General features: G+C 73.3%; 15 protein-coding genes and 7 tRNA genes. 16 read left to right on the top strand and 6 right to left on the bottom strand.

The window, feature by feature from the left end; all coding sequences use genetic code 11:
• The first annotated feature begins 56 nt into the window (after positions 1-56).
• The 3 genes from V5D56_RS13400 to V5D56_RS13390 all read left to right on the top strand — a co-directional run bounded on the left by V5D56_RS13400 (position 57) and on the right by V5D56_RS13390 (position 4084).
• Positions 57-734 (top strand): phosphonatase-like hydrolase, encoded by a 678-nt coding sequence (locus V5D56_RS13400; protein ID WP_435735798.1) that lies wholly within the window; start codon positions 57-59, stop codon positions 732-734.
• A gap of 326 nt (positions 735-1060) precedes the next feature.
• Positions 1061-3445 carry a hypothetical protein gene (locus tag V5D56_RS13395; RefSeq protein WP_435735797.1) on the top strand — a complete coding sequence of 795 codons (2385 nt, stop codon included), beginning with the start codon at positions 1061-1063 and terminating at the stop codon, positions 3443-3445.
• A gap of 57 nt (positions 3446-3502) precedes the next feature.
• Positions 3503-4084 carry a hypothetical protein gene (locus V5D56_RS13390; protein ID WP_435735796.1) on the top strand — a complete coding sequence of 194 codons (582 nt, stop codon included), beginning with the start codon at positions 3503-3505 and terminating at the stop codon, positions 4082-4084.
• 206 nt (positions 4085-4290) lie between these two features.
• Here V5D56_RS13390 and V5D56_RS13385 read toward each other — a convergent pair.
• From V5D56_RS13385 to V5D56_RS13375, 3 genes are all read right to left on the bottom strand, one after another.
• Positions 4291-4362 (bottom strand) — tRNA-Val (locus V5D56_RS13385).
• 81 nt (positions 4363-4443) lie between these two features.
• Positions 4444-5364 (bottom strand): aminotransferase class IV, encoded by a 921-nt coding sequence (locus V5D56_RS13380; RefSeq protein ID WP_435735795.1) that lies wholly within the window; start codon positions 5362-5364, stop codon positions 4444-4446.
• On the bottom strand, positions 5361-6461 hold the full coding sequence (locus V5D56_RS13375; RefSeq protein ID WP_435735794.1) for a chorismate-binding protein: 1101 nt from the start codon (positions 6459-6461) through the stop codon (positions 5361-5363). Before V5D56_RS13375 ends, V5D56_RS13380 begins: the two co-directional genes overlap by 4 nt.
• A 176-nt stretch (positions 6462-6637) precedes the next feature.
• Here V5D56_RS13375 and V5D56_RS13370 point away from each other — a divergent pair.
• From V5D56_RS13370 to V5D56_RS13340, 7 genes are all read left to right on the top strand, one after another.
• A tRNA-Gly gene (locus tag V5D56_RS13370) sits at positions 6638-6709 on the top strand.
• Between the two features lie 47 nt (positions 6710-6756).
• A tRNA-Cys gene (locus tag V5D56_RS13365) sits at positions 6757-6827 on the top strand.
• Positions 6828-6861: 34 nt separating this feature from the next.
• Positions 6862-6936: transfer RNA gene (locus V5D56_RS13360), tRNA-Val, on the top strand.
• Between the two features lie 216 nt (positions 6937-7152).
• Positions 7153-7224, top strand: a tRNA-Gly gene (locus V5D56_RS13355).
• 55 nt (positions 7225-7279) lie between these two features.
• Positions 7280-7350, top strand: a tRNA-Cys gene (locus tag V5D56_RS13350).
• 41 nt (positions 7351-7391) lie between these two features.
• A tRNA-Val gene (locus tag V5D56_RS13345) sits at positions 7392-7466 on the top strand.
• A 135-nt stretch (positions 7467-7601) separates the two neighbouring features.
• The gene (locus V5D56_RS13340; protein ID WP_435735793.1) at positions 7602-8537 is read left to right on the top strand and encodes a hypothetical protein; all 936 of its coding nucleotides are present in this window, start codon (positions 7602-7604) and stop codon (positions 8535-8537) included.
• A gap of 49 nt (positions 8538-8586) precedes the next feature.
• Here the strand turns inward: V5D56_RS13340 and hrpB are convergent, their stop codons facing one another.
• Positions 8587-11112 carry an ATP-dependent helicase HrpB gene (hrpB, locus tag V5D56_RS13335; RefSeq protein ID WP_435735792.1) on the bottom strand — a complete coding sequence of 842 codons (2526 nt, stop codon included), beginning with the start codon at positions 11110-11112 and terminating at the stop codon, positions 8587-8589.
• Between the two features lie 61 nt (positions 11113-11173).
• On the opposite strand from hrpB, the gene V5D56_RS13330 reads away from it, so the two are divergent.
• Both V5D56_RS13330 and V5D56_RS13325 read left to right on the top strand, forming a co-directional pair.
• On the top strand, positions 11174-11542 hold the full coding sequence (locus V5D56_RS13330; RefSeq protein ID WP_435735791.1) for a DUF2277 domain-containing protein: 369 nt from the start codon (positions 11174-11176) through the stop codon (positions 11540-11542).
• Between the two features lie 9 nt (positions 11543-11551).
• Entirely contained in the window at positions 11552-11890 is a 339-nt protein-coding gene (locus V5D56_RS13325) for a hypothetical protein (RefSeq protein ID WP_435735790.1), read from the top strand.
• A gap of 97 nt (positions 11891-11987) precedes the next feature.
• On the opposite strand, the gene V5D56_RS13320 is transcribed toward V5D56_RS13325, so the two are convergent.
• Positions 11988-12200, bottom strand: a complete 213-nt coding sequence (locus tag V5D56_RS13320; RefSeq protein WP_435735789.1) for a hypothetical protein — start codon at positions 12198-12200, stop codon at positions 11988-11990.
• Between the two features lie 203 nt (positions 12201-12403).
• Between V5D56_RS13320 and glgX the strand changes: the two genes are divergently transcribed.
• The 4 genes from glgX to V5D56_RS13300 are packed head-to-tail and all read left to right on the top strand — an operon-like array spanning position 12404 to position 20143.
• Entirely contained in the window at positions 12404-14689 is a 2286-nt protein-coding gene (gene glgX, locus V5D56_RS13315; RefSeq protein ID WP_435735788.1) for a glycogen debranching protein GlgX, read from the top strand.
• The gene (gene treY, locus V5D56_RS13310) at positions 14686-17268 is read left to right on the top strand and encodes a malto-oligosyltrehalose synthase (protein WP_435735787.1); all 2583 of its coding nucleotides are present in this window, start codon (positions 14686-14688) and stop codon (positions 17266-17268) included. The genes glgX and treY overlap by 4 nt, the downstream gene beginning before the upstream one ends.
• Before the next feature lie 29 nt (positions 17269-17297).
• A complete protein-coding gene (gene treZ / locus V5D56_RS13305) occupies positions 17298-19142 on the top strand; it encodes a malto-oligosyltrehalose trehalohydrolase (RefSeq protein WP_435735786.1) in 1845 nt (614 codons plus the stop codon).
• 14 nt (positions 19143-19156) lie between these two features.
• Positions 19157-20143, top strand: a complete 987-nt coding sequence (locus V5D56_RS13300; protein ID WP_435735785.1) for a PPK2 family polyphosphate kinase — start codon at positions 19157-19159, stop codon at positions 20141-20143.
• Between the two features lie 41 nt (positions 20144-20184).
• On the opposite strand, the gene zapE is transcribed toward V5D56_RS13300, so the two are convergent.
• The gene (gene zapE, locus V5D56_RS13295; protein ID WP_435739036.1) at positions 20185-21222 is read right to left on the bottom strand and encodes a cell division protein ZapE; all 1038 of its coding nucleotides are present in this window, start codon (positions 21220-21222) and stop codon (positions 20185-20187) included.
• Between the last annotated feature and the right edge of the window lie 30 nt (positions 21223-21252).

Genomic DNA, 21252 nt, shown 5'->3' with positions numbered 1-21252 from the left:
CAGCCGCACCACCACAGCACCTCAGCACCTCAGCACCTCTCGGAAGGAACCACACCGTGATCGCTCTCGCCGCCCTGGACGTCGCCGGCACCACCGTCGAGGAGGGCAGCGCCGTCTACCGCGCGCTGCACGACGCCGTGCGCCGGCACGGCAGCACCGCGACCGTCCCCGACGTCGCTCGCTGGATGGGCGCGGACAAGCGCACCGCCATCCGCGCCCTGCTCGAGCTCGGCGGCGACGCGTCCGCCGTCGAGGACACCTTCGTCGACTTCGAGCGCCTGCTGGGCGAGGCGTACGACGCGAACCCGCCCGTCCCCATGCCCGGCGTGCTCGACACGTTCGCGGCGCTCCGCGGGCTCGGTGCGCGCATCGCCCTCACGACGGGCTTCTCGGCCGACGTGACCGGGCTCCTGCTCGAGCGTCTCGGCTGGCGGGACGGCGTCGTGGACGCCGTCGTGACGACGGACGACGTGCCCGCGGGGCGCCCGGCGCCCTACATGGTGCATCGAGCGATGGAGCGCACCGGCGTCACCGACGTCCGCCGCGTGCTCACGGTCGGGGACACCGTCCTGGACCTCGAGGCCGGCACCAACGCGGGCGCGGGGATCGTGGTCGGCGTCCTCAGCGGCGGCGTGCCGCGCGCGGTCCTGGAGGCCGCGCCGCACACGCACGTCCTGGACAGCGTCGCGGACCTCCCCGGCGTGCTCGACGGCGTCCTCGCCCCGACGGCCTGACCTCCACCTCCCCACGGCTCGGCGCGCGGGCAGGTCATGCGGCCCGCGCGCCCATCGTCGACGTGACCGGCACGTCTCCATCTGACCGCACGCTCGGCCTGGTCTCGGCATTCACAACCGTACGGACGTGCCACCCGCAGCAGCGGATGCACACACGGTGTCGCGACCATGCCGACCGCGCCGTCTCCGCAACGAACACGTTGATCGCACTGGCAATTGCCGGACGATCGAGCGTGAGGAAGGAATGCAGCCCCCGATTGCGCCGCTGTTGTCGGTGCGAATGCTCGGCGGTGCGCTCGCGAGAGTTCTGGTGGATGCTGGTCCGCATGAGCGGGGCGGACGGTGTCTGGCACGACGCCTTTATCTCGTACTCGACGCTGGGCAGCGCGCAACTCGGCGCCGCCCTGGAACTCGGACTCGAGGAGTACGGCAGGCGATGGGACGAGCCGCGCGCCCGTGATGTCTTCCGTGATGTCGCGGACCAGCCCGCGACATCGGACCTCGCTGCTGATCTGCTGACTCACCTCGACCGCTCACGGTTCCTGGTGTTCATCGCATCACCACGGGCGGTCGCCTCGATGTGGGTTCGACAAGAGCTCGAGCACTGGATTGCGAGGCGCGGGACCGATCAACTCCTGCTGGTGCTGGGCGAGGGAACGCTCGGATGGGATCAGTCGCAAGGGCGCTTCGGCGAACTCTCCACGCTGCCCGAAAGTCTTCGCAGGGCGTTCCGTGCCCAGCCGAAGTGGGTTTCTCTCACCTGGACGGCCGACGGATTCGACCCGGCCGACGTACGCTTCGCCGCCGCCGTTGCCGACTTGGCTGCGACGATCGACGGCGTCCCGAGGGCGGTTCTCGAGTCACGACACCGTGGCGAGCACCGTCGAGGACTTGCGCACCGTCTCGCAGCCAGCGCGGGCGGCGGAGTCGACACCCCCGCGGACCTCAACCTCCTGCTCGCCACCACTGCTTCAGAACTTGATGACAGCCCCCACACCCGGCGGGTCCTCTCGTCAGCGCTGGAGGCAACGAGCAGCTTGACGCTGCTGCTCGGCGCTGACGTGGCGGTCAGCGCCGTCTCGCACGCGGCAGAGTCCGGCTCGTTCCTCGTCGGGCGGACCGACGGGACTGTCGAGCGCTGGTGTGGCCCCGAGCGGCGAGATGTCTGGGTGTCAGGGCGCGCCCTGTCCGTCACCGCTATCGCCGACGACGCCACCGGAGACAGATTCGCGGTCGGCTTTGCCGACGGACGTGTGGAGTTACGAGGACGGCTGGGCCTTGCGCATCAGTGGACGTGGGGTCCCCAGGCGATCGACGAGATTGCGCTGCACCCGCTGGCGGACGTAGTCGCCGCTGCGTCCTCGGGGATGGTGAAGGTGTTCGCACCCACAGGGATCCACGAGTACGACGGCTTCGTCAGCGTGCACCTTCTGCGCTTTTCTGGGGACCTCCTCGATATCTTTGCGTGGGCGGCTCTTTACCAGCTCGACCTGACCTCGTGGGAGCTGACAAGAGTGCGGTCCTTCATGCCGCTCGCTCGTCCGGGACCGGTCGCGTTCGCCACGGACAGCGAGCGCTGGGTGCAGTGCCAACTCGACGGCGGCGGGATACAGGTGCATTCGTTCGGCTCGGACGATGAGTCATTCGTGCAGTCGAGGCGCGGGTTCATCGACGCGGCTGCCCTGAGTCCAGAAGGGCGCTGGCTCGCGATCGCTGCCAGCGGCAGCCTGGTCGTCTTCGACCTCGAAACTGGCGGCCCGCCGGATCGCACTCACCCGCTCGTCGGTCGGTCGGTGACGCGGCTGCTTGTGGGTCCCGATGGTCACTGGGTCGCCGCGCTGAGCGGGTCCCGGTGCGAACTCCACCAATCCCGACCAAGCACTCTGTGCCGAGTGTTGCAGCCGCACGCTGTCGACGTTCCTTCTGTCGTCCAGGCAGCACTGGACGTCTCGTTCTCCCCCGACGGCTCGCTCCTGGCATGCATCTCTTTCCCCACGGGACCTGCCAAGGTGTCGGTGTGGGATGTCGCAAGCTGGATCGAGGTCGCCGTTATCGCTCCGCCGGACGCGATGGCGTTACGGTTCCTCGATGCGCAGCACCTCGAGATACGAGCGTTGGATGGCACCGCGACCGTCCATGACGTTCCCACGGACGAAGTTCTCCACGAGGCCGTCACTGCCCTAGCCGGACCCCGGTTGCGAGTCGAGCAGCTGACCGGCCGATGGGGTCTGGCGGTGACGGCAGACGGAATCGTTGTCGCCGAGGTGGAGCAAGAGGGCCCCGCGAGTTTCACGGCCGCGGTAACCACCGACGGCACTCGGCTCGCAGTGAGCAGCTCCCATGGCGTCTTGACCCTTCGCGACATCGAGGCGCAGGTCGACGTGTGGTCCGCGGTCCTACCGCAGATGGCCGAACTGGTCTTCACCGCCGCTGGCGACATGCTGGCCGGTGTGACTGGCGGTGGCCTCCTGGTGCTCGTGGACGCGCTCAACGGTAACGTCACGGCCCGGCTGCAGGTGGCCGACGCCCCCGTGCACCGCATGGCGTTCGACCCCTGGGGGCGTCACCTCGCCGTCGCGGCGCCAGGGGGACCTCTCACGCTCATCGATGCCGACGTCTCTTCCTGGCGCCGGCTCGCTGCCCTTCGCGCAGGTCGCACCCTCACCCCCAACGAGCGCCGGTTGCTCGGGTTGGACAGCCGATGGGTCTGAGTTCGAATGAAGACCAGTGCACTTGGCGTCATCGCGTGCCTGCGGGAGACTGAGCGTATGCCGGTCAAGGAGGTCGGGGTCGAACTGGGTTGGGGTCCCGCGAGGCTCTCCGGCACGTGGGCGCCTGACAACGCCGAGCGCGACGCCGCCTGGGAGCTCTACGTCGAGCTCGTCACACGCATCGCGGTAGCGCCGATGCAGCCGGGAGAGGGAATCCTCCGGGAGGCGCTGAGATCTCTCTACCAACTGTTCGGAGTCACACGCGACATCCTTCGGCGGTACGGTCCCACCGTTGCCAAGCCGCCGCGTCGCGAGGGTGACTACCGGTTCGGCTACCTTGCCGTCTGGCTGCTCAACGGCGCAGTTCGCCCGGTGCTCGCTCGTTGGCATCCCGAGCTACAACGGTGGGAAGACTCACGCCCGCCCGACGTCTCGGTGGTTGACCACGAGACCAGCTGGGAGCACAGTGCCAGCCTGAGGAACGAGTTGGAAAGGCTGCGACACCTCCTCCTGCAGTACGCCGACCTGCTCGCGGCCGTATGTGATGCGCCGGCACTCATCGACGCCACCCGCGGGCTTCTGGCCACCGAGTCCTCGGCTCGCGAACCAGACGCCCGGCCCAGGACCACATCGCACTAGTCTGGCGGCGCCGGAGCCTTCCTCTCGTGCTTCTTGCACCTCCTGTGGTGCAGGCACATGCCGCATGCGGGCCCGGCACCGTGGGACTCCAGGAAGAGTGAGCGAGCACACAAGCGCCGGTTCCTGTGCATCGGGGCCCTTGGCGATTCCACGACAAAGGCCCCCGGGCCGGCGTCTCCGCCAGCCCGGGGGCCTCTCATCTCGGGTGGGCGATACTGGGTTCGAACCAGTGACCTCTTCGGTGTGAACGAAGCGCGCTACCACTGCGCCAATCGCCCGAGTGCGAGGTCGATACTAGCCTGAACCGGACCGGATCGAGAAACCGGCACGAAAGGTCACGGGAAGGCGCACGGGACGGGTCACGGATCGAGGCGCTCGCGCCGCCTGCGCTCGAACAGTTCCCGGGCCGCAAGCGACACCGTCCCCGCCTCCACCTCGACGCCGTCGAGCCACGCGACGGGCTGCACGTTGCGCACGGACCCGGTAAGCAGCAGCCCGGCACGGCCGTCCGTCACCTCGTCCAGCACGTCGAACGGCAGCTCGCCCGGGAGCGCCTCGCGCACGGGCAGCCCGTCCTCCGCGGCCCACTCGAGGAGCAGCTCGCGCGTGATGCCCGCGAGGCACCCCGTCGAGAGCAGCGGCGTGACGAGCTCGCCGTCGCGCTCGACGAAGACGTTGGCGCCCGTCCCCTCGCACAGCTCGCCGCGGGTGTTCGCGAGCAGGGCCTCGTCGCCGCCCTTCGCGACGGCGTCGGCGAGCGCGACGACGTTCTCGGCGTACGACGTCGTCTTGAGCCCAACGACGGCCGAGCGCTCGTTGCGCGTCCAGGGTGAGCGCACGGCGCGTCCGCGCGGCACGATCGTGGCGGGCCCGGCCGCGACGACGACCGTCTGCGCGCCGGGCGTGCGGCCCGAGCCGAGCGGTCCGATGCCCGCCGTGACCGTGATGCGCAGCCGACCGACCGCGCCCGCGCCGCCCGCCGCCCGGGTGCGCGCCTCGTCGAGGACCTGCGCGACGGCGTCGCGCACGAGGGCGTCGTCCGGTGCGTCGAGGCCGAGGCCCGCGGCGGACCGCGCAAGGCGACGCAGGTGCCGCGTGAGGGCGAACGCCTGGTCGTCGAACACCGCGCACGTCTCGAAGACGCCGTCGCCGACGGTGATGCCGTGGTCGACCGCGCTGAGCGCCTCGTCCCCGGGAGCGACGAGCCGGCCACCCGTCCACACGACGAGGTTCTCGGGCGGTGCGGTCGGGGCTCCGGGCGTCGGCAACGGCTGCGTCATGGTTCCAGTGTGCCGGAGGCGAGCCCGACGAGGCGGCGTGCCTTGAGCTCGGTCTCCTCCCACTCGCGCGCGGGGTCGCTCCCCCAGGTGATCCCGGCGCCCGTCCCGAACCGCAGGACACCGTCCGACCACCAGAACGTCCGAATCCCGACGGCGAGCACGGCGTCGTCGCCGTCGACCCACCCGACCGCACCACAGTACGGGCCGCGGGGTGCCGTCTCGAGGGCGGCGATGACGCGCAGCGCGGAGGACTTCGGCGCCCCGGAGACCGACGCCGGCGGGAACGTCGCGTCGAGCACGCGCCCCCACCGGTCGGGGGCGGCGAGCACGTCGTCGCGCACCCGGCCCGCGACGCGGCTCACGAGGTGCACGAGCCCGGGGTGCTCCTCGACCGCGAGCAGGTCCGTGACCTCGACCGTGCCGGGATCGCACACGCGCTGGAGGTCGTTGCGCACGAGGTCGGTGATCATGACGTTCTCGGCCCGGTCCTTCGCGGTGAGGCCGTCCGCGGTGGGCGCGGTGCCCTTGATCGGCCCCGACGTGAGCACCCCGTCGCGGAGCTCCAGGAACAGCTCCGGGGACGCGCTGACGACCCACACCGGGTCGACGCCGCTGCTCGCCGGGACGTGCACCATGCCGCCGTGCGGGGCCGGGTTGCCGCGGGCCAGACGCCGGGCGAGCGCCTGCGCGTCCGGCTCACCTCCGGCGTCGGGCACGAGAGGTGCGCTGAGCACACGGCACACGTTCGCCTGGTAGACCTCGCCCTCGCGCACCTCCCCGCGCACGTGCGCGACCGCGCTCTCGTACGCCTGGCGGCCCAGCGAGCTCGTCCACGAGCTCGGCGCGGGCCCCTGCCACACCGACGCTCCGGCGGACCAGGTCGCGTCGTCGGGGTCGACGGGCTCGGCGAAGCGCCACGCGCGCACCCGCCCACCGTCGCCGAGCGCGTCGAAGTCGGCGACGACGAACCAGGGCCCCTCGGAGCGCAGCCGCTCCGGCGCACGCCGCACGTCGACGCACTCGACCACGCCGCGCGCAGCGCGGCCGGCGAACCGCGCGGCTCCCGCCCCGACGGGCGTCCTCCCAGGTCCTGGCACGGGCCCACGCTACCCATGGCCTCGGCCGCCGCGTCGCCCCCGGCTCTCGGCCCGCCGGCGGCACGCCGGACGCCGGTTGGACGTCGGGCGCTCCGGTCGACTAATGTCTGGGACGCGCCGGAACGCCGGGGACGCACGATCGAGAGGTCGAGCGGCTCCCAGAACGGTCCGGCCGCGCGGATGTGGCTCAGTGGTAGAGCATCACCTTGCCAAGGTGAGGGTCGCGGGTTCGAATCCCGTCATCCGCTCGGAGGCCCACTCTCGACGGCCCCTCGGGGGCGTCGGAGCAGGTCGCGGTGGAGTGGCCGAGAGGCGAGGCAGCGGCCTGCAAAGCCGTATACGTGGGTTCGAATCCCATCTCCACCTCACACGCAGTACCAGCACCACCTGCACGACCCTTGGGCGATTGGCGCAGCGGTAGCGCGCTTCCCTGACACGGAAGAGGTCACTGGTTCGATCCCAGTATCGCCCACCAGCACGACACCAAAGGCCGTCCCGGCACGCTCCGGGGCGGCCTTTCGTGCACCCCGGAGCGTGCGCGCTCCCCCGTGGCTCACCGCACACCGACGAGCCGCCCGGATGCGGGATCTCGGCCGAAAGTCGGCTAGTATGTGGGACGCGCCGGAACGCCGGGGACGCACGATCTCTCGATCTTCGAGTCCCGATCGACATCCTCCGAAGGTCCGGCCGCGCGGATGTGGCTCAGTGGTAGAGCATCACCTTGCCAAGGTGAGGGTCGCGGGTTCGAATCCCGTCATCCGCTCGGAGGCCCACTCTCAGACCGGCTCTCTCGAGAGCGAGAGAGAGACGTGTCTCACGGTGGAGTGGCCGAGAGGCGAGGCAGCGGCCTGCAAAGCCGTATACGTGGGTTCGAATCCCATCTCCACCTCGCGAGCAGCAACCCCGGAGCGTTCCTCGGGGCTGCCACTCGGGCGATTGGCGCAGCGGTAGCGCGCTTCCCTGACACGGAAGAGGTCACTGGTTCGATCCCAGTATCGCCCACCACGTCACCGACGCGGGCCGTTCCGGAGGATTCCGGGGCGGCCCGTCGTCGTGAGGTCCGGCGTCGTCGTGAGGTCGGGCCACCCCTGGCCGCGACGTGCCGATCCGGCGTCACCCGAGCCCGCTACGCTCACCGCCATGGCCCACGACCGCACCGCCGAGGACACCAGCACCGACGACCGGCCCGACGTCCTGCCGCTCGGCCGGGCGCCCCGCCCGGCGACGGGCGCCGAGCTGGCCGCGAGGGTGCGTTCCGCGCTCGTCGAGGTGGTCGCGGGCGACCTGAGCGAGGGCTCGGTCGAGCACCTCGACCGGCTGAGCGTGAGCGCGACCGTCGACGGACCGGACGTCCCGACCCTCGACGTCGACCTCAGCGGTGTGGTCGTCCGGCCGACGACCTCCGCCACGGGCACCACGCCCACCGGCGAGCCCGTAGTTCCGGCGCCTGACGGCGCGTCGACGAGCACGGCCGCACGCGAGGACGGCGTGCTGCGCCGCGTGCGCGTCGACGCGCACCCCGTCACGGTCGAGGGCGTCCCGGTCGACGTCGCGCTGGAGGCGCTGGACGTGCCGTTCCGCTGGGTCGAGGGCGCGGACGGGTCGCTCGGCGTCGAGCTGGTGGAGCCGGACGACGACGCGCCGCTCCTCGGGCACGTGCGTGTCGCCGCACCGCAGGACGCGCTCGTCGAGACCGCGCGCCGGCTGATCGAGGAGCCGCTCCGCACGATGGGCGGCCTCAGCCTCTCCTCGTTCGACGTCGAGATCGAGTCGACGGGCCCACGCTCCGCCCGGGGCGCCGGGTTCGCCCGGGTCCGCAAGGGCATCCTGTCGGCGAGCATCCACGCGAAGGCCGTCGTCGAGGTCGACGCGGCGATGGTGCTCACCGTGCGGGAGCTGAGCCTGACGAGCCGCAACCCGGTGGTCGCGGCAGCGCTGCTCGCGGCGCGCAGGCACGTCGAGGAGGCGCAGGGCCGGCGCATCGACCTCGCGGCCGAGCTGCCGGCGGGCCTGCGGCTCGCGGACGTGCGGCTCGACGTCGGCGGGTCGATCGCGGTGTCCGCCCGGTTCGCGTGAGCGTGGGCGACCCGGTCCGCCACCTCGTCGGCGTCGGTCCGGAGAGCGGTCAGTCGCGACGTCGTGGTCGCGCCGTGCCGCGCAGCGGTGCCGCCGTCGCGGGGTCCTCGGGCCACGCGTGCTTGGGGTACCGACCGCGCAGCTCGGCGCGCACCTGCGGGTAGCCCTGGGCCCAGAACGACTCCAGGTCGGCCGTGACCGCGGCCGGACGGCCCGCCGGCGAGAGCAGGTGCAGGAGCACCGGCACGCGACCGCCCGCGACGCGCGGGGTGCGCGTCCAGCCGAACGTCTCCTGGAGCCGCACCGCGAGCACCGGCTGGTCCTCGGCGTAGCTCACGGCCACCCGCGAGCCGCTCGGCACCTCGAGCCGCTCGGGCGCGAGCTCGTCGAGGCGCGCCGCCTCGGGCCACGGCAGGAGCCGACGCACCGCGCCCGCCAGGTCCACTCCCTGTCCGCGGGCGACCACACGCAGGTCGGGACCGAGCCAGGCGTCGAGACCGTCGAGGAGCGCGTCGTTCCCGACGTCCGGCCACGGTTCCCCCACCGCGCGGTGCAGGAAGCGGAGCCGGTCCCGCAGGCGGACCGCCGCCTCGGTCCAGCGGAGCGAGTCGAGACCGTCCCGGCGCAGCCCGTCGCGCACCGCCGCGACCACCACGTCCGTCGGCGGGTCGCGCCACGGCTCGCGCACGAGCTCGATCGCGCCGAGCGACGTCACGCGCGAGGAGCGCACCCGGCCCGAGCCCCACTCGACGACACCCGTCGTCCGGAGCTCGCCGGCGGCCGCGGCGCGCGCCGTGGACTCGTCCACGGGCGCCGCGGACCCCACCACGGCGTCCGCGCGGCCCGCCGCCCGGTCCACGTCAGCGACCGCGAGCCAGGAGGTGCCCTGCAGCGGTGAGCCCGCGGGGAGCCTGGCCCCGGCCCCCGACACCATGAGGTACGACTCTCCGCCGGGCCGCAGGCGCGCGACCCGGTCCGGGTGCGCGAGCGCGACGACGTGACCGACCGCGGCGTCGTCGGGCAGGGACGGGCCGTCCCCGGCGATCGCCCGCCGCCCGTCCGAGGCGCCGCCCGTCGCGTCCCGCGCGACGCGCTCGAGCCGGTCACGCTGGGCCGCCCAGGCACCGGACCCGGGTCCGCCGCGGCGCAGCCCGCGCAGCGCTGCGGGCAGGTCCGCGCCCGGCGCTCGGACGTCCTCCGAGAGCAGCGCGACGACCTCCGCCGCACGCCGCACGCCGACCTCGGGGACGGCGTCGAGCAAGGCCCGCGCACGACGCGGGTCGGCCGGGACCGCGGCGATGCGGCGCCCGAGGGGCGTCACACCGTCGGGACCGACGGCGCCCAGCCCGTGCAGCACCTCGCGCGCCGCGGCGAGCGCGGCCGCGGGAGGCGGGTCCAGGAGGGCCAGCCCGGCGCCGTCGGGACTGCCCCAGCACGCGAGCTCGAGCGCGAACCCGGTGAGGTCCGCGGTCCGGATCTCGGGCTCCGGGTGCCGTGCGAGACGCGCGTGATCACCCTCCGACCAGCACCGGTACACCGCTCCTGGTCCCTCACGTCCCGCCCGGCCGGCACGCTGCTCCGCACCCGCCCGGCTGACCGCGACCGTGACGAGGCCGGGCAGCCCGCGGCGCACGTCGGTGCGCGGCTCGCGCGCCAGCCCGGCGTCGACGACGACGCGCACGCCCGGCACGGTGATCGACGACTCCGCGACCGCCGTCGAGACCACGACCCGGCGCCGCGGCCCCGGCTCGAGCGCCCGGTCCTGCTCGCGCGGGGGCAGGCGACCGTGCAGCGGGCGCACGTCGGCGTCCACGCCCGCGAGGCCGCGGGACACGAGGTCGACCTCGCGCGCGCCCGGCACGAACACCAGCACGTCGCCCGTGCGCTCCGCGAGCGCCCGTCGGGTCGTCGCGACGACGTGGTCGCAGAACGCGCGCGCCGTCCCCAGCGCATCGGTGCGCGGGCCCCGCGCGGGGCACCAGACGACGTCGACGGGGTAGAGCGCGCCCGCCACCCGGACGACCGGGACGTCGCCCGCCGCACCTGCGAGCGCCCGCGCGGTGCGCCCGGCCTCGACGGTCGCGGACATCGCGACGAGGGCGAGGTCGTCGCGCAGGTTCTCGCGCACGTCGGCCAGGAGAGCGAGCGCCAGGTCGTCCTCCAGGTGGCGCTCGTGCACCTCGTCCAGGACGACGCCGGCCACGCCGGGCAGCTCGGGGTCGCGCTGGAGCCTGCGCACGAGGGTGCCGGTCGTGACGATCTCGACCCGGGTGCGCCGCGACGTGCGCGACTCCCCGCGCACGGTGTACCCGACCGTGCCGCCGAGCTCCTCGCCCAGCAGGGACGCGAGCCGCCGCGCCGCGGCGCGCGCGGCGAGCCGGCGGGGCTGCGTGACGACGACGCGCCCCTCCAGCGCGGCTGCCAGGGCCGGCGGGACGAGCGTCGTCTTGCCGGTGCCCGGCGGCGCCTGCACGACGACCGCACCCGCCTCGCGGACGCCGGCGACGACCTCGGCGAGGTGGCCCCCCACCGGCAGGTCGGGCGGTGCGGCGAGGAGGCGGGCGATCGGGTCCACCCCCGTAGTCTCCCGCGCGCGCCCTTCCCCGGGCGGCGCGGCCCGGCGTACGGTCGAGAGCATGTGCCGGAACATCACGACCCTGCGCGGCCTCGTCCCCCCGGCGACGGAGGAGGAGGTCGAGGCCGCCGCCCGTCAGTTCGTCCGCAAGGTGACCGGGATCCAGCGCACGAGCGCCGCGACCCAGGAGCCGTTCGAGCGCGCCGTGTCCGACATCCAGGAGATCGTCGCGCGCCTGCTCGAGGAGCTCCCCGAGCGACGCCAGCCGCCACCGACGGTCCCGCCCCTGCGCCGCGAGGAGGTCCGCGCGCGCATCGCCGCCCGCGAGGCCGCGGAGCGCGAGCACGAGCGGGCGCACGCCCTCGGCCTGGCCCACTCGCACGACGACGTCGAGGAGGACGCACCGACCGCCCGCACCGCGGGCGTCTAGGCTCGTCCCGTGGAACTCGCTCCCCCGTCCCTCGACGACCCCGGCTCCGGGCGCGGCGCCCACCACGCCGACCTTCCCGAGCCGGTCAGCGCCTCGATGCGCCGGGCGAAGGCGGGCGCGCGCGCTGCGCACGTCACGACCGGACAGGTGCGCGAGAGCCCGGCGGGCCGCGTGACGATCGAGTGCTCCTGCGGGATGGTCCTCACCAACGGTCCGGACTGGACCGTCGACGAGCACATCCGCCTCCACCGCGCGGAGGCGCGCTACCTCGCGCTCAGCGCGGTCGCCCCCGCCGGCATGCCGCGCATCCTGCCGGTCGACGCGGCGCGCCTCCCGCGACTGGACTGAGCGCTGCCGCCCGTCGGGCGCAGCACGCGGACCGGCCGGTGCGCGGCTCGCGGTGGCTCGCGGTGGCTCGCGGTGGCCCGCTGCCGCCGGGACCTGCTCAGAGCTCGTCGGGGTCGTCCCACGAGGTCCCCGAGGACGCCCCCTCCATCGGGCGGCGCTCGGTCTCCGACAACGAGTGCGGCGCCTTCGTGGCGTCGCCGCCCGTCAGGACGTCTCCGCGCTCCTCGTCGTCGTCGCGGCGCGGTGAGAGCCGGGCCGAGGCGATGTCGGACTGGTTGAGGTCGTCGGCACGGTGCGGGTCGGTGCTCATGCCACGGGTCTACCAGGTCGCTCCGGCACCCGCACGCGGTCCTCCGTCGAGGCGTCCCCGGTGGGCTCTGCACCTGGGCGGACGGTCGAGTTTGTGCGCGCTTGGCACACTTTTTATGACGACCTTCCGGAGTGTGGCGCGCGTCTCAGGCGGCAGGGCGACTCCCCAGGGCGACGGTCGGTGGCCCATGACATCCTCTGGGGATGCAGACCTGGCCTGGCCACCCCTACCCCCTCGGGGCCACGTACGACGGCTCGGGGACGAACTTCGCCCTCTTCTCCGAGGTCGCCGAGCGCGTCGAGCTGTGCCTGCTCCACGACGACGGCACCGAGCAGCGCGTCGAGGTCGAGGAGGTCGACGCCCACGTGTGGCACGTCTACCTGCCGGGCATCGGCCCCGGTACCCGCTACGGGTACCGCGTGCACGGCCCCTACGACCCCGCGAACGGCCATCGCTGCAACCCGTCGAAGCTCCTCCTCGACCCCTACGCCAAGGCGATCGAGGGCCAGATCGACGGCGACGAGTCGCTGTTCTCCTACCGCTTCGGAGACGACCCGGACGCCGCCGCGGAGGAGCCCGAGCGCACCGCCACCGACTCGGACGAGCCCGGTGACGACCAGGGCGACGACGCGGGGGCGCCGTCGGCTCCCCCGCGCAACGACGACGACTCGGCCGCGCACACGATGGTCTCCGTGGTGGTGAACCCCTTCTTCGACTGGGGCCACGACCGCCCGCCGAACCGGGACTACCACGACAGCGTGATCTACGAGGCGCACGTCAAGGGCATGACGATGCTCCACCCGGACGTGCCCGACGAGCTGCGCGGCACGTACGCGGGCATGGCGCACCCGGCGGTGATCGAGCACCTCGTGTCGCTCGGCGTCACGGCCGTCGAGCTCATGCCGGTGCACCAGTTCGTCAACGACCCCCACCTCGTGGAGAAGGGCCTGTCGAACTACTGGGGCTACAACACGATCGGCTTCTTCGCGCCGCACAACGGCTACGCCGCGTACGGGACGCGAGGGGAGCAGGTCATGGAGTTCAAGTCCATGGTCAAGGCGCTGCACGAGGCCGGCATCGAGGTGATCCTCGACGTCGTGTACAACCACACGGCCGAGGGCAACCACATGGGTCCCACCCTGAGCTTCCGGGGCATCGACAACAAGGCGTACTACCGCCTGGTCGACGGCGACGAGGCGCACTACTTCGACACCACGGGCACGGGCAACTCCCTGCTCATGCGCTCGCCGCACGTGCTGCAGCTCATCATGGACTCGCTGCGGTACTGGGTCACGGAGATGCACGTCGACGGGTTCCGCTTCGACCTCGCGGCGACCCTCGCGAGGCAGTTCCACGAGGTGGACCGGCTCTCGGCGTTCTTCGACATCGTCCAGCAGGACCCGGTGGTCTCCCAGGTCAAGCTCATCGCCGAGCCGTGGGACCTCGGCTCCGGTGGCTACCAGGTCGGTGGTTTCCCGCCGCTGTGGACCGAGTGGAACGGTGACTACCGCGACACGGTGCGCGACTTCTGGCGCGGCGAGTCCGCGACCCTGCCCGAGTTCGCGAGCCGGCTCACCGGGTCGTCGGACCTCTACGAGCACAGCGGTCGCAAGCCCATCGCGTCGATCAACTTCGTCACCGCGCACGACGGCTTCACGCTCAACGACCTCGTGTCCTACAACGACAAGCACAACGAGGCGAACGGCGAGGACAACAACGACGGCGAGAACCACAACCGCTCGTGGAACTGCGGCGTCGAAGGACCGACCGACGACCCCGACGTCCGGGCCCTGCGGGCCCGCCAGCGGCGCAACTTCCTCACGACGCTGCTGCTGTCCCAGGGCGTGCCCATGCTCGCGCACGGCGACGAGATCGCCCGGACCCAGCGCGGCAACAACAACGGGTACTGCCAGGACAGCGAGATCACCTGGATGGACTGGCGCGGGATCGTCGAGGACGCGAGCTCCTCCACCGAGCCTCCGGTGCACGACGAGGGCGTCCCCGTCGACCCGGACACCGAGGAGCGTCGTGCGCTCCTCGACTTCGCGCGCCGGGTCGTGTGGCTGCGCCGCGACCACCCCGTGCTCCACCGTCGGCGGTTCTTCGCGGGTCGCGGGCCCGACGACAAGACGACGAACCCCGAGGAGCTGCCGGACATCGAGTGGCTCGACATCACGGGTTCGCGCATGAACGCCGAGGACTGGAACCACGCGTACGCGCGCTCGGTGATGGTCTTCCTCAACGGCGACGCGATCCCGGAGAAGGACCGCCGCGGCGAGCCGATCGTCGACGACTCGTTCCTGCTGCTCCTCAACGCGCACCACGACGTGCTCGAGTTCACGGTGCCGGGCGAGCAGTACGGCGCGTCGTGGTCCGTCGTCCTCGACACGGACGGCACCGTCGACCACGGCGACGAGCTCCGCCCGGGCGACACCGTGCCCGTCACGGGCCGCAGCTCGATCGTCCTGACCCGGCCCCCGCTCCGGTGACGCAGCACACCGACGCGGCCGTGCGTTCCCCGGAGCCGGGCGCGCCGTCCCCCCGTGCCACCCCGGTCTCGACCTACCGGCTCCAGCTCGGCCCGGACCTCACGTTCGACGACGCGGCGCGCCAGGTGCCCTACCTCGCGCGCCTCGGGGTGACGCACCTGTACCTGTCGCCCGTGCTGCAGGCCGCGCCCGGGTCCACGCACGGGTACGACGTCGTCGACCACGATCGCATCAGCGCCGAGATGGGCGGCCGCGCCGGCCTCGACCGGCTCGCCTCGGCGGCACGGGCCGCCGGCCTCGGGATCGTGCTCGACGTGGTGCCCAACCACATGGCCGTCCCCACCCCCGCGTGGCACAACCGCGCGCTGTGGTCGGTGCTCGAGCACGGTCCCGAGTCGCCGTACGCGTCGTGGTTCGACGTCGACTGGTCGGCCGGCGAGGGGGCCGTCCTCATGCCGGTCCTCGGCGTGCGGCTCGGGGACGCGCTCGCCGCGGGCGACCTCGTCCTCGACGAGATCGACGTGCCGGGCGGGACGCGGACCACCGTCCTGCGGTACTTCGACCATGTGTTCCCGGTGCGCGAGGGCACGCAGGACCTCCCGCTCACCGAGCTCGTCGAGCGCCAGCACTACCGCCTGGCGTTCTGGCGCGTCGGCGACGAGGAGCTCAACTACCGGCGGTTCTTCGACGTCGGCTCGCTCGTCGCGGTGCGGGTCGAGGACGAGGCGGTGTTCGACGCGACGCACGCCCTCCTGCTCGACCTCGTGACGTCGGGGGTCGTCGACGGCCTGCGCATCGACCACCCGGACGGGCTCGCCGACCCCGGGCAGTACCTGGACCGCCTCGCCGAGCGCACGGACGGCGCCTGGGTCGTCGTCGAGAAGATCCTCGCGGGCGACGAGCAGGTGCCGCCGGACTGGGCGACGGTCGGGACCACCGGGTACGACGTCGCGTGGCGCCTCCAGCAGCTCTTCGTCGACCCGGGCGGTCGCGCCGGGCTCGACGCGGTCATGACGCGACTCACCGGCGACCTGGCCGGTGGTCTCGAGGGCGTCGTCGAGCAGGCCAAGCACGAGGTCGTCGCCGGGCCGCTCTACGCGGAGGTGCACCGGCTGACGGACCTCGCGGCGGCGATCTGCCACGACGACCCGCGCCTGCGCGACCACACGTGGCGCGGCCTGCACCAGTGCCTGCGCGAGCTGCTCGTCGCGTTCGACCGCTACCGCGCCTACGTCGAGCCGGGCGTCACGCCACGGCACGAGGCCGTGCGCGCCGTCGAGGAGGCTGCGGCGCGCGCCCGCACCCGCCTGGACCCGCAGCGCGGCGAGACGCTCGAGGTCGTCGTCGACCTCGTGCTCGGGCGCGAGGTCGGCAGCGCGGGCCGACGGCGCGAGGCGCGCCGCGACGAGCTCGTCGTCCGGTTCCAGCAGGTGTGCGGCGCGGTGACCGCGAAGGGCGTGGAGGACACGGCGTTCTACCGCTGGACCGAGCTGTCGAGCCTGTGCGAGGTCGGCGGGGAGCCCGACCGGTTCAGCCTCGGCGTGCACGACTGGCACGCGTTCGCCCAGCGCTTCTCCGCGCTCACGCCGCTCGCGCTGACCGCCGGGTCGACGCACGACACCAAGCGCGGCGAGGACACGCGGGCCGCACTGGGCGTGCTCGCCGAGGACGCGACGGGCTGGGCACGGCTCGTCGACGAGGTCCGGTCCGCGAGCGCCCCGTACCGCGGCGTGCTCGTCGACGGGCTCGCCGAGAACCTGCTGTGGCAGACGGTCGCAGGCACGTGGCTGCCCGACGCCACGGCCGTTCCCGACGACGCCACCGGGTCGTCGGACCGCCCGGACGACCACCGTGCGATCGGCGCCGACCGTCTCGTCGACTACCTGCGCAAGGCGCTGCGCGAAGCCAAGGTGCGCACGTCCTGGACGAGCCCGGACGAGGCCTACGAGCGGGCGGTCGAGGACCTCGCGCGTCGAGCCCTCGAGGACCCGGCCGTCCTCGCCGCGTTCGCCCGCTGGTCGCACGACCACCACGAGGAGCTGCGCGCGGCGAGCCTCGGGATCAAGCTCGTGCAGCTCACCGCCCCGGGCGTCGCGGACGTGTACCAGGGCAGCGAGGGCTACTCCCCCACGCTCGTCGACCCCGACAACCGGCGCCCGGTGGACGTCCGCGACCTCGACGCCCGCCTCGCACGGCTGGACGAGGGCGGCGGCGCGCGGACCCTGGCCGACGAGAAGCTGCTCGTCACGTCGCGCGCGCTGCGACTGCGCCGCGACGCCCGGGAGGCGTTCGTCGGTGCGGGGGCGGGCTACGCGCCGGTCGCGACGTCCACGCCGTGCGCGCTCGCGTTCGCGCGCACGCAGGACGGCGCGCCGCGCGCGGTGACGGTCGCGACGCGGTTGCAGGGCACGGTCCGACGCCTCGGCGGGTGGCGCGACCACGTCGTGGCGCTGCCGGTCGCGACGGGCGGATGGCGCGACGTGCTCACCGGCCGCGTCCACCCCGCGGGCACCGTCCCCGTCGCGGATCTCCTGGCCGACCTGCCGGTCGCGCTGCTCGTCGAGGCGGGTGCCCCGTGACGCCCGCGCCTCCGCCCCGAGGGACCCCGATGCTGTCCGTGCCCGGCCCCCGACCGCTCGTGTGGGCGCCGACCGCGCGCACGGTCGAGCTGCTCCTGCCCCGGCCAGGATCGGGCACGTTCGACGGCGCGCGCCGTGAGCCGCTGCGGCTCGTCGGGGCGCACGTCCCGGGGTGGTGGGGGTACGACCACGAGCTGCCGTGGGGCACGGACTACGGCTTCGCGGTGGACGACGGACCGGGACGACCGGACCCGCGCAGCCCGTGGCAGCCCTACGGCGCGCACGGTCCGAGCCGGTCGTTCGACCCGGCGTTCGCGTGGAGCGACGACGACTGGGCGGGTCGCGACGTGCGCGGCGAGGTCCTCTACGAGCTGCACGTCGGGACCTTCACCCCCGAGGGGACGCTCGACGCCGCGATCGGCCGGCTCGACCACCTCGTCGACCTCGGTGTCGGCGCGGTCGAGCTCCTGCCCGTCGCGGCGTTCGGGGGGCGCCGGGGCTGGGGGTACGACGGCGTGCACCTCTATGCGGTGCACGAACCGTACGGCGGCCCGCGCGCACTCCAGCGCTTCGTCGACGCCGCGCACGCACGTGGCCTCGCCGTCGTGCTCGACGTCGTCTACAACCACCTGGGCCCGTCGGGGAACTATCTGCCGGAGTTCGGTCCGTACTTCACGGACGCGCACCACACCCCGTGGGGTGCGGCCGTCAACCTCGACCGTTCCGGCAGCCGCGAGGTGCGCGAGTGGGTGATCGACAACGCCGAACGCTGGTTCGTCGAGTTCCACGTCGACGCGCTGCGCCTCGACGCGGTGCACGCGCTCGTCGACGACTCCCCGACCCACGTGCTCGCCGAGCTCGCGCGCCGGGTCGACCGTGTCGAGCAGGAGCTCGGCCGCCCCCTCACCCTGATCGCCGAGTCCGACGAGAACGACCCGGCGACGGTGACCGGTGTCGAGCAGGGTGGGCGCGGGATGCGCGCGCAGTGGGCCGACGACGTGCACCACGCGCTCCACGCACTCGTCACGGGCGAGCGGGAGGGCTACTACGTCGACTTCGGGTCGGTCGCCGTGCTCCGCAAGGCGCTGACCGGGGTCTTCGTCCACGACGGCACGTGGTCGACGTTCCGCGGGGAGCGGTGGGGACGGCCCGTGCCCGAGGGGACCGACGGGCACGCGTTCGTCGTGTGCACGCAGAACCACGACCAGGTGGGCAACCGCGCTCAGGGCGACCGGCCGTCGGCGACCCTCGACCCCGGGGGGCTCGCGGTGTCCGCGGCCCTCGTGCTGCTGTCCCCGTTCACCCCGATGCTCTTCATGGGCGAGGAATGGGGTGCCTCGACGCCGTGGCAGTTCTTCACGGACCACGACGACCCGGAGCTCGCCCGAGCGGTCCGCGAGGGTCGCGCCGCGGAGTTCGCCGGACACGGCTGGGACGCGGCGGGCGACGACGGACCTGTCGTGCCCGACCCGCAGGATCCCGCGACGCGCGACGCGAGCGTGCTGGACTGGTCCGAGCGGCACGACGGCGACCACGCCCGTCTGCTCGACTGGTACCGCACCCTCGTCGGGCTGCGCGCGCGCGCCGACGTGCGCTCCGGAGACCTGTCCGCGGTGACGGTGCACGGCCCCGAGGGGGCGGACGACGACGCGTCCGGCGAGGAGGGTCGGCTCGGCCCAGACGACGGGCCGGCCTTCGTCGTGGAGCGCCGGACGATCGCCGTCGCCGTGAACCTGGGCCGGCGTCGTCGCACCCTGCAGCTCGCGCTCGGCGGCTCGCCACGCCTGCTCGCGGCGTGGGACCCGGCGACGGAGGTCCGCGGACGGATCGTCGACCTTCCCGCGCGTTCCGTCGCCGTCGTGTCCTGGGTGTGACTACGCTCACGCCCATGGCTGCCGCGAAGAAGTCGGACAAGACCTCGGACAAGAAGAAGTCCGGGAAGCACCCCGGGAAGCACGGCGGGGGGAAGCACTCCGGCAAGAAGTCCTCCACGACGTCCTCGAAGGGATCGGCCCCCGCGGGTGCGGCAGCCCCCGACTGGGACGTCCCGCCGACCGAGGTGCTGCGCGCGCCGGCAGGCTTCGACCTCGCGGCGTTCGACCGGCACTCGACCCCCGGTTTCGGCGGGGACAAGGCCGCCGGCGAGGCGCTCGTCGCGGACCACGCCGACGAGCTCTCGGACCTTCAGGAGCGGCTGTTCGCCGAGGGCAGGTCGGGCGGCTCCCGGTCGGTGCTGCTCGTCCTCCAGGGCATGGACACCTCGGGCAAGGGCGGGATCGTGCGGCACGTCGTCGGGCTCGTCGACCCGCAGGGCGTCGCCCACCGCTCGTTCGGCGTGCCGACGCCCGAGGAGCGCCGGCACCACTACCTGTGGCGCGTCCGACGCGCGCTCCCCCGCCCCGGGTACATCGGCGTGTTCGACCGGTCGCACTACGAGGACGTGCTCATCGCCCGCGTCGACTCGCTCGCGCCCGACGAGACTCTCGAGAAGCGGTACGACGAGATCAACCGCTTCGAGGAGAAGGTCGTCGCGTCGGGGACCACGATCGTCAAGGTCGCCCTCCTCGTGTCGTACGAGGAGCAGCGCGCCCGGCTCATGGAGCGGCTCGAGCGTCCGGACAAGTTCTGGAAGTACAACCCGGCCGACGTCGACTCACGGAAGAAGTGGCCCGCGTACCAGGACGCCTACCAGACGGTCCTCGACCGCACGAACACCGAGATCGCCCCGTGGCACGTGATCCCTGCGGACCGGAAGTGGTTCGCGCGCCTCGCCGTGAGCGAGCTGCTGCTCGACGCGCTGCGCCGGCTCGACCTCGGCTGGCCACCGGCGGACTTCGACGTCGACGTCGAGAAGCGCCGCCTCGCCGCGACCTGAGGCGCCTGAGTACCCGAGACGCCTGACGGCCCGACGTGCCGTCAGGCGGTGCCGACCAGGGCGCGGCCGTCCTCGGCGAGAGAGCCGAGCCGGGAGAGGGCCCGGTAGTACTTCTTGCGGTAGCCGCCGCGCAGCATCTCCGGGGTGAACAGGCCCGTCTCCCCCGCGCCGCCGAGCAGCACGGGCACGTCGCGGTCGTACAACCGGTCCACGAGCACGACGAGTCGCAGCGCCGACGACTGGTCGGTCACGGGATGCACGCCCGTGAGGGCGACGGCCCGGATGCCGTCGAGCATCGCGCCGTACCGGCTCGGGTGGACCTGTGCGAGGTGGGCGAGCACGTCGTCGAACGCATCGAGCGTCGCGCCCGGCTCGGTCGCTGCCGTCGCGCGGACGACGTCCTCGGCCAGCGGGGCCGAGTCGGTGACGACCGCGCGGTGGCGGTAGTCCTCGCCGTCGACCCGCAGGACCTCGAAGCGCGCGGCGAGCGCCTGGATCTCGCGCAGGAAGTCCTCCGCGGCGAACCGGCCCTCGCCGAGCGCCTCGGGCAGCGTGTTGGACGTCGCGGCGAGCGCGACGCCGCGGTCCGCGAGCTCGCGCAGCAGGCGCGACATGAGGACGGTGTCTCCGGGGTCGTCGAGCTCGAACTCGTCGATGCACACGAGCTTCTTCGTCGCGAGGGCCTCGACGGTGGCCTGGAACCCGAGCGCCCCGACGAGGTTCGTGTACTCGACGAAGGTGCCGTACGCGCTCGCGTCGAGCCCGACCGCGTGCGCGAGCGACGTGAGCAGGTGCGTCTTCCCGACGCCGAACCCGCCGTCCATGTACACGGCGGGGGCCGTGGTGCGGCGCGCGAAGAGCCCCTTGCGCGGCGGCTTCACGACGGTAGCCGCGACCTCCTCGAGCCGCGCGACGGTCTGCGCCTGGCTCGGGTACCGCGGGTTGGCCCGGTACGTGGAGAACCGCGCGTCGGCGAAGTGGGGCGGGGGGACGAGGTCGGCGAGGAGCCGCGACGGCGGGACCGACGGGTGCACGTCCGCGAGGGCGGGGACGCCCGCCGCGGTGCTCGCGGTGGTCACGACCGGCCGGACGACCTCCCCGGTGGAGCC

Origin of the sequence: Cellulosimicrobium sp. PMB13, assembly GCF_051294865.1 — a bacterium.
GTDB lineage: Bacteria > Actinomycetota > Actinomycetes > Actinomycetales > Cellulomonadaceae > Cellulosimicrobium.
Note: the sequence above shows the minus strand (reverse complement) of the source record. Positions and strands in the feature narration are given on the sequence as shown.

Coding starts and splice junctions, on each gene's coding strand:
- V5D56_RS13395 (WP_435735797.1), top strand. CDS start 1,061: ATGAGCGGGGCGGACGGTGTCTGGCACGACGCCTTTATCTCGTACTCG.
- V5D56_RS13390 (WP_435735796.1), top strand. CDS start 3,503: ATGCCGGTCAAGGAGGTCGGGGTCGAACTGGGTTGGGGTCCCGCGAGG.
- V5D56_RS13380 (WP_435735795.1), bottom strand. CDS start 5,364: ATGACGCAGCCGTTGCCGACGCCCGGAGCCCCGACCGCACCGCCCGAG.
- V5D56_RS13340 (WP_435735793.1), top strand. CDS start 7,602: ATGGCCCACGACCGCACCGCCGAGGACACCAGCACCGACGACCGGCCC.
- V5D56_RS13330 (WP_435735791.1), top strand. CDS start 11,174: ATGTGCCGGAACATCACGACCCTGCGCGGCCTCGTCCCCCCGGCGACG.
- V5D56_RS13320 (WP_435735789.1), bottom strand. CDS start 12,200: ATGAGCACCGACCCGCACCGTGCCGACGACCTCAACCAGTCCGACATC.
- glgX (WP_435735788.1), top strand. CDS start 12,404: ATGCAGACCTGGCCTGGCCACCCCTACCCCCTCGGGGCCACGTACGAC.
- treZ (WP_435735786.1), top strand. CDS start 17,298: ATGCTGTCCGTGCCCGGCCCCCGACCGCTCGTGTGGGCGCCGACCGCG.
- V5D56_RS13300 (WP_435735785.1), top strand. CDS start 19,157: ATGGCTGCCGCGAAGAAGTCGGACAAGACCTCGGACAAGAAGAAGTCC.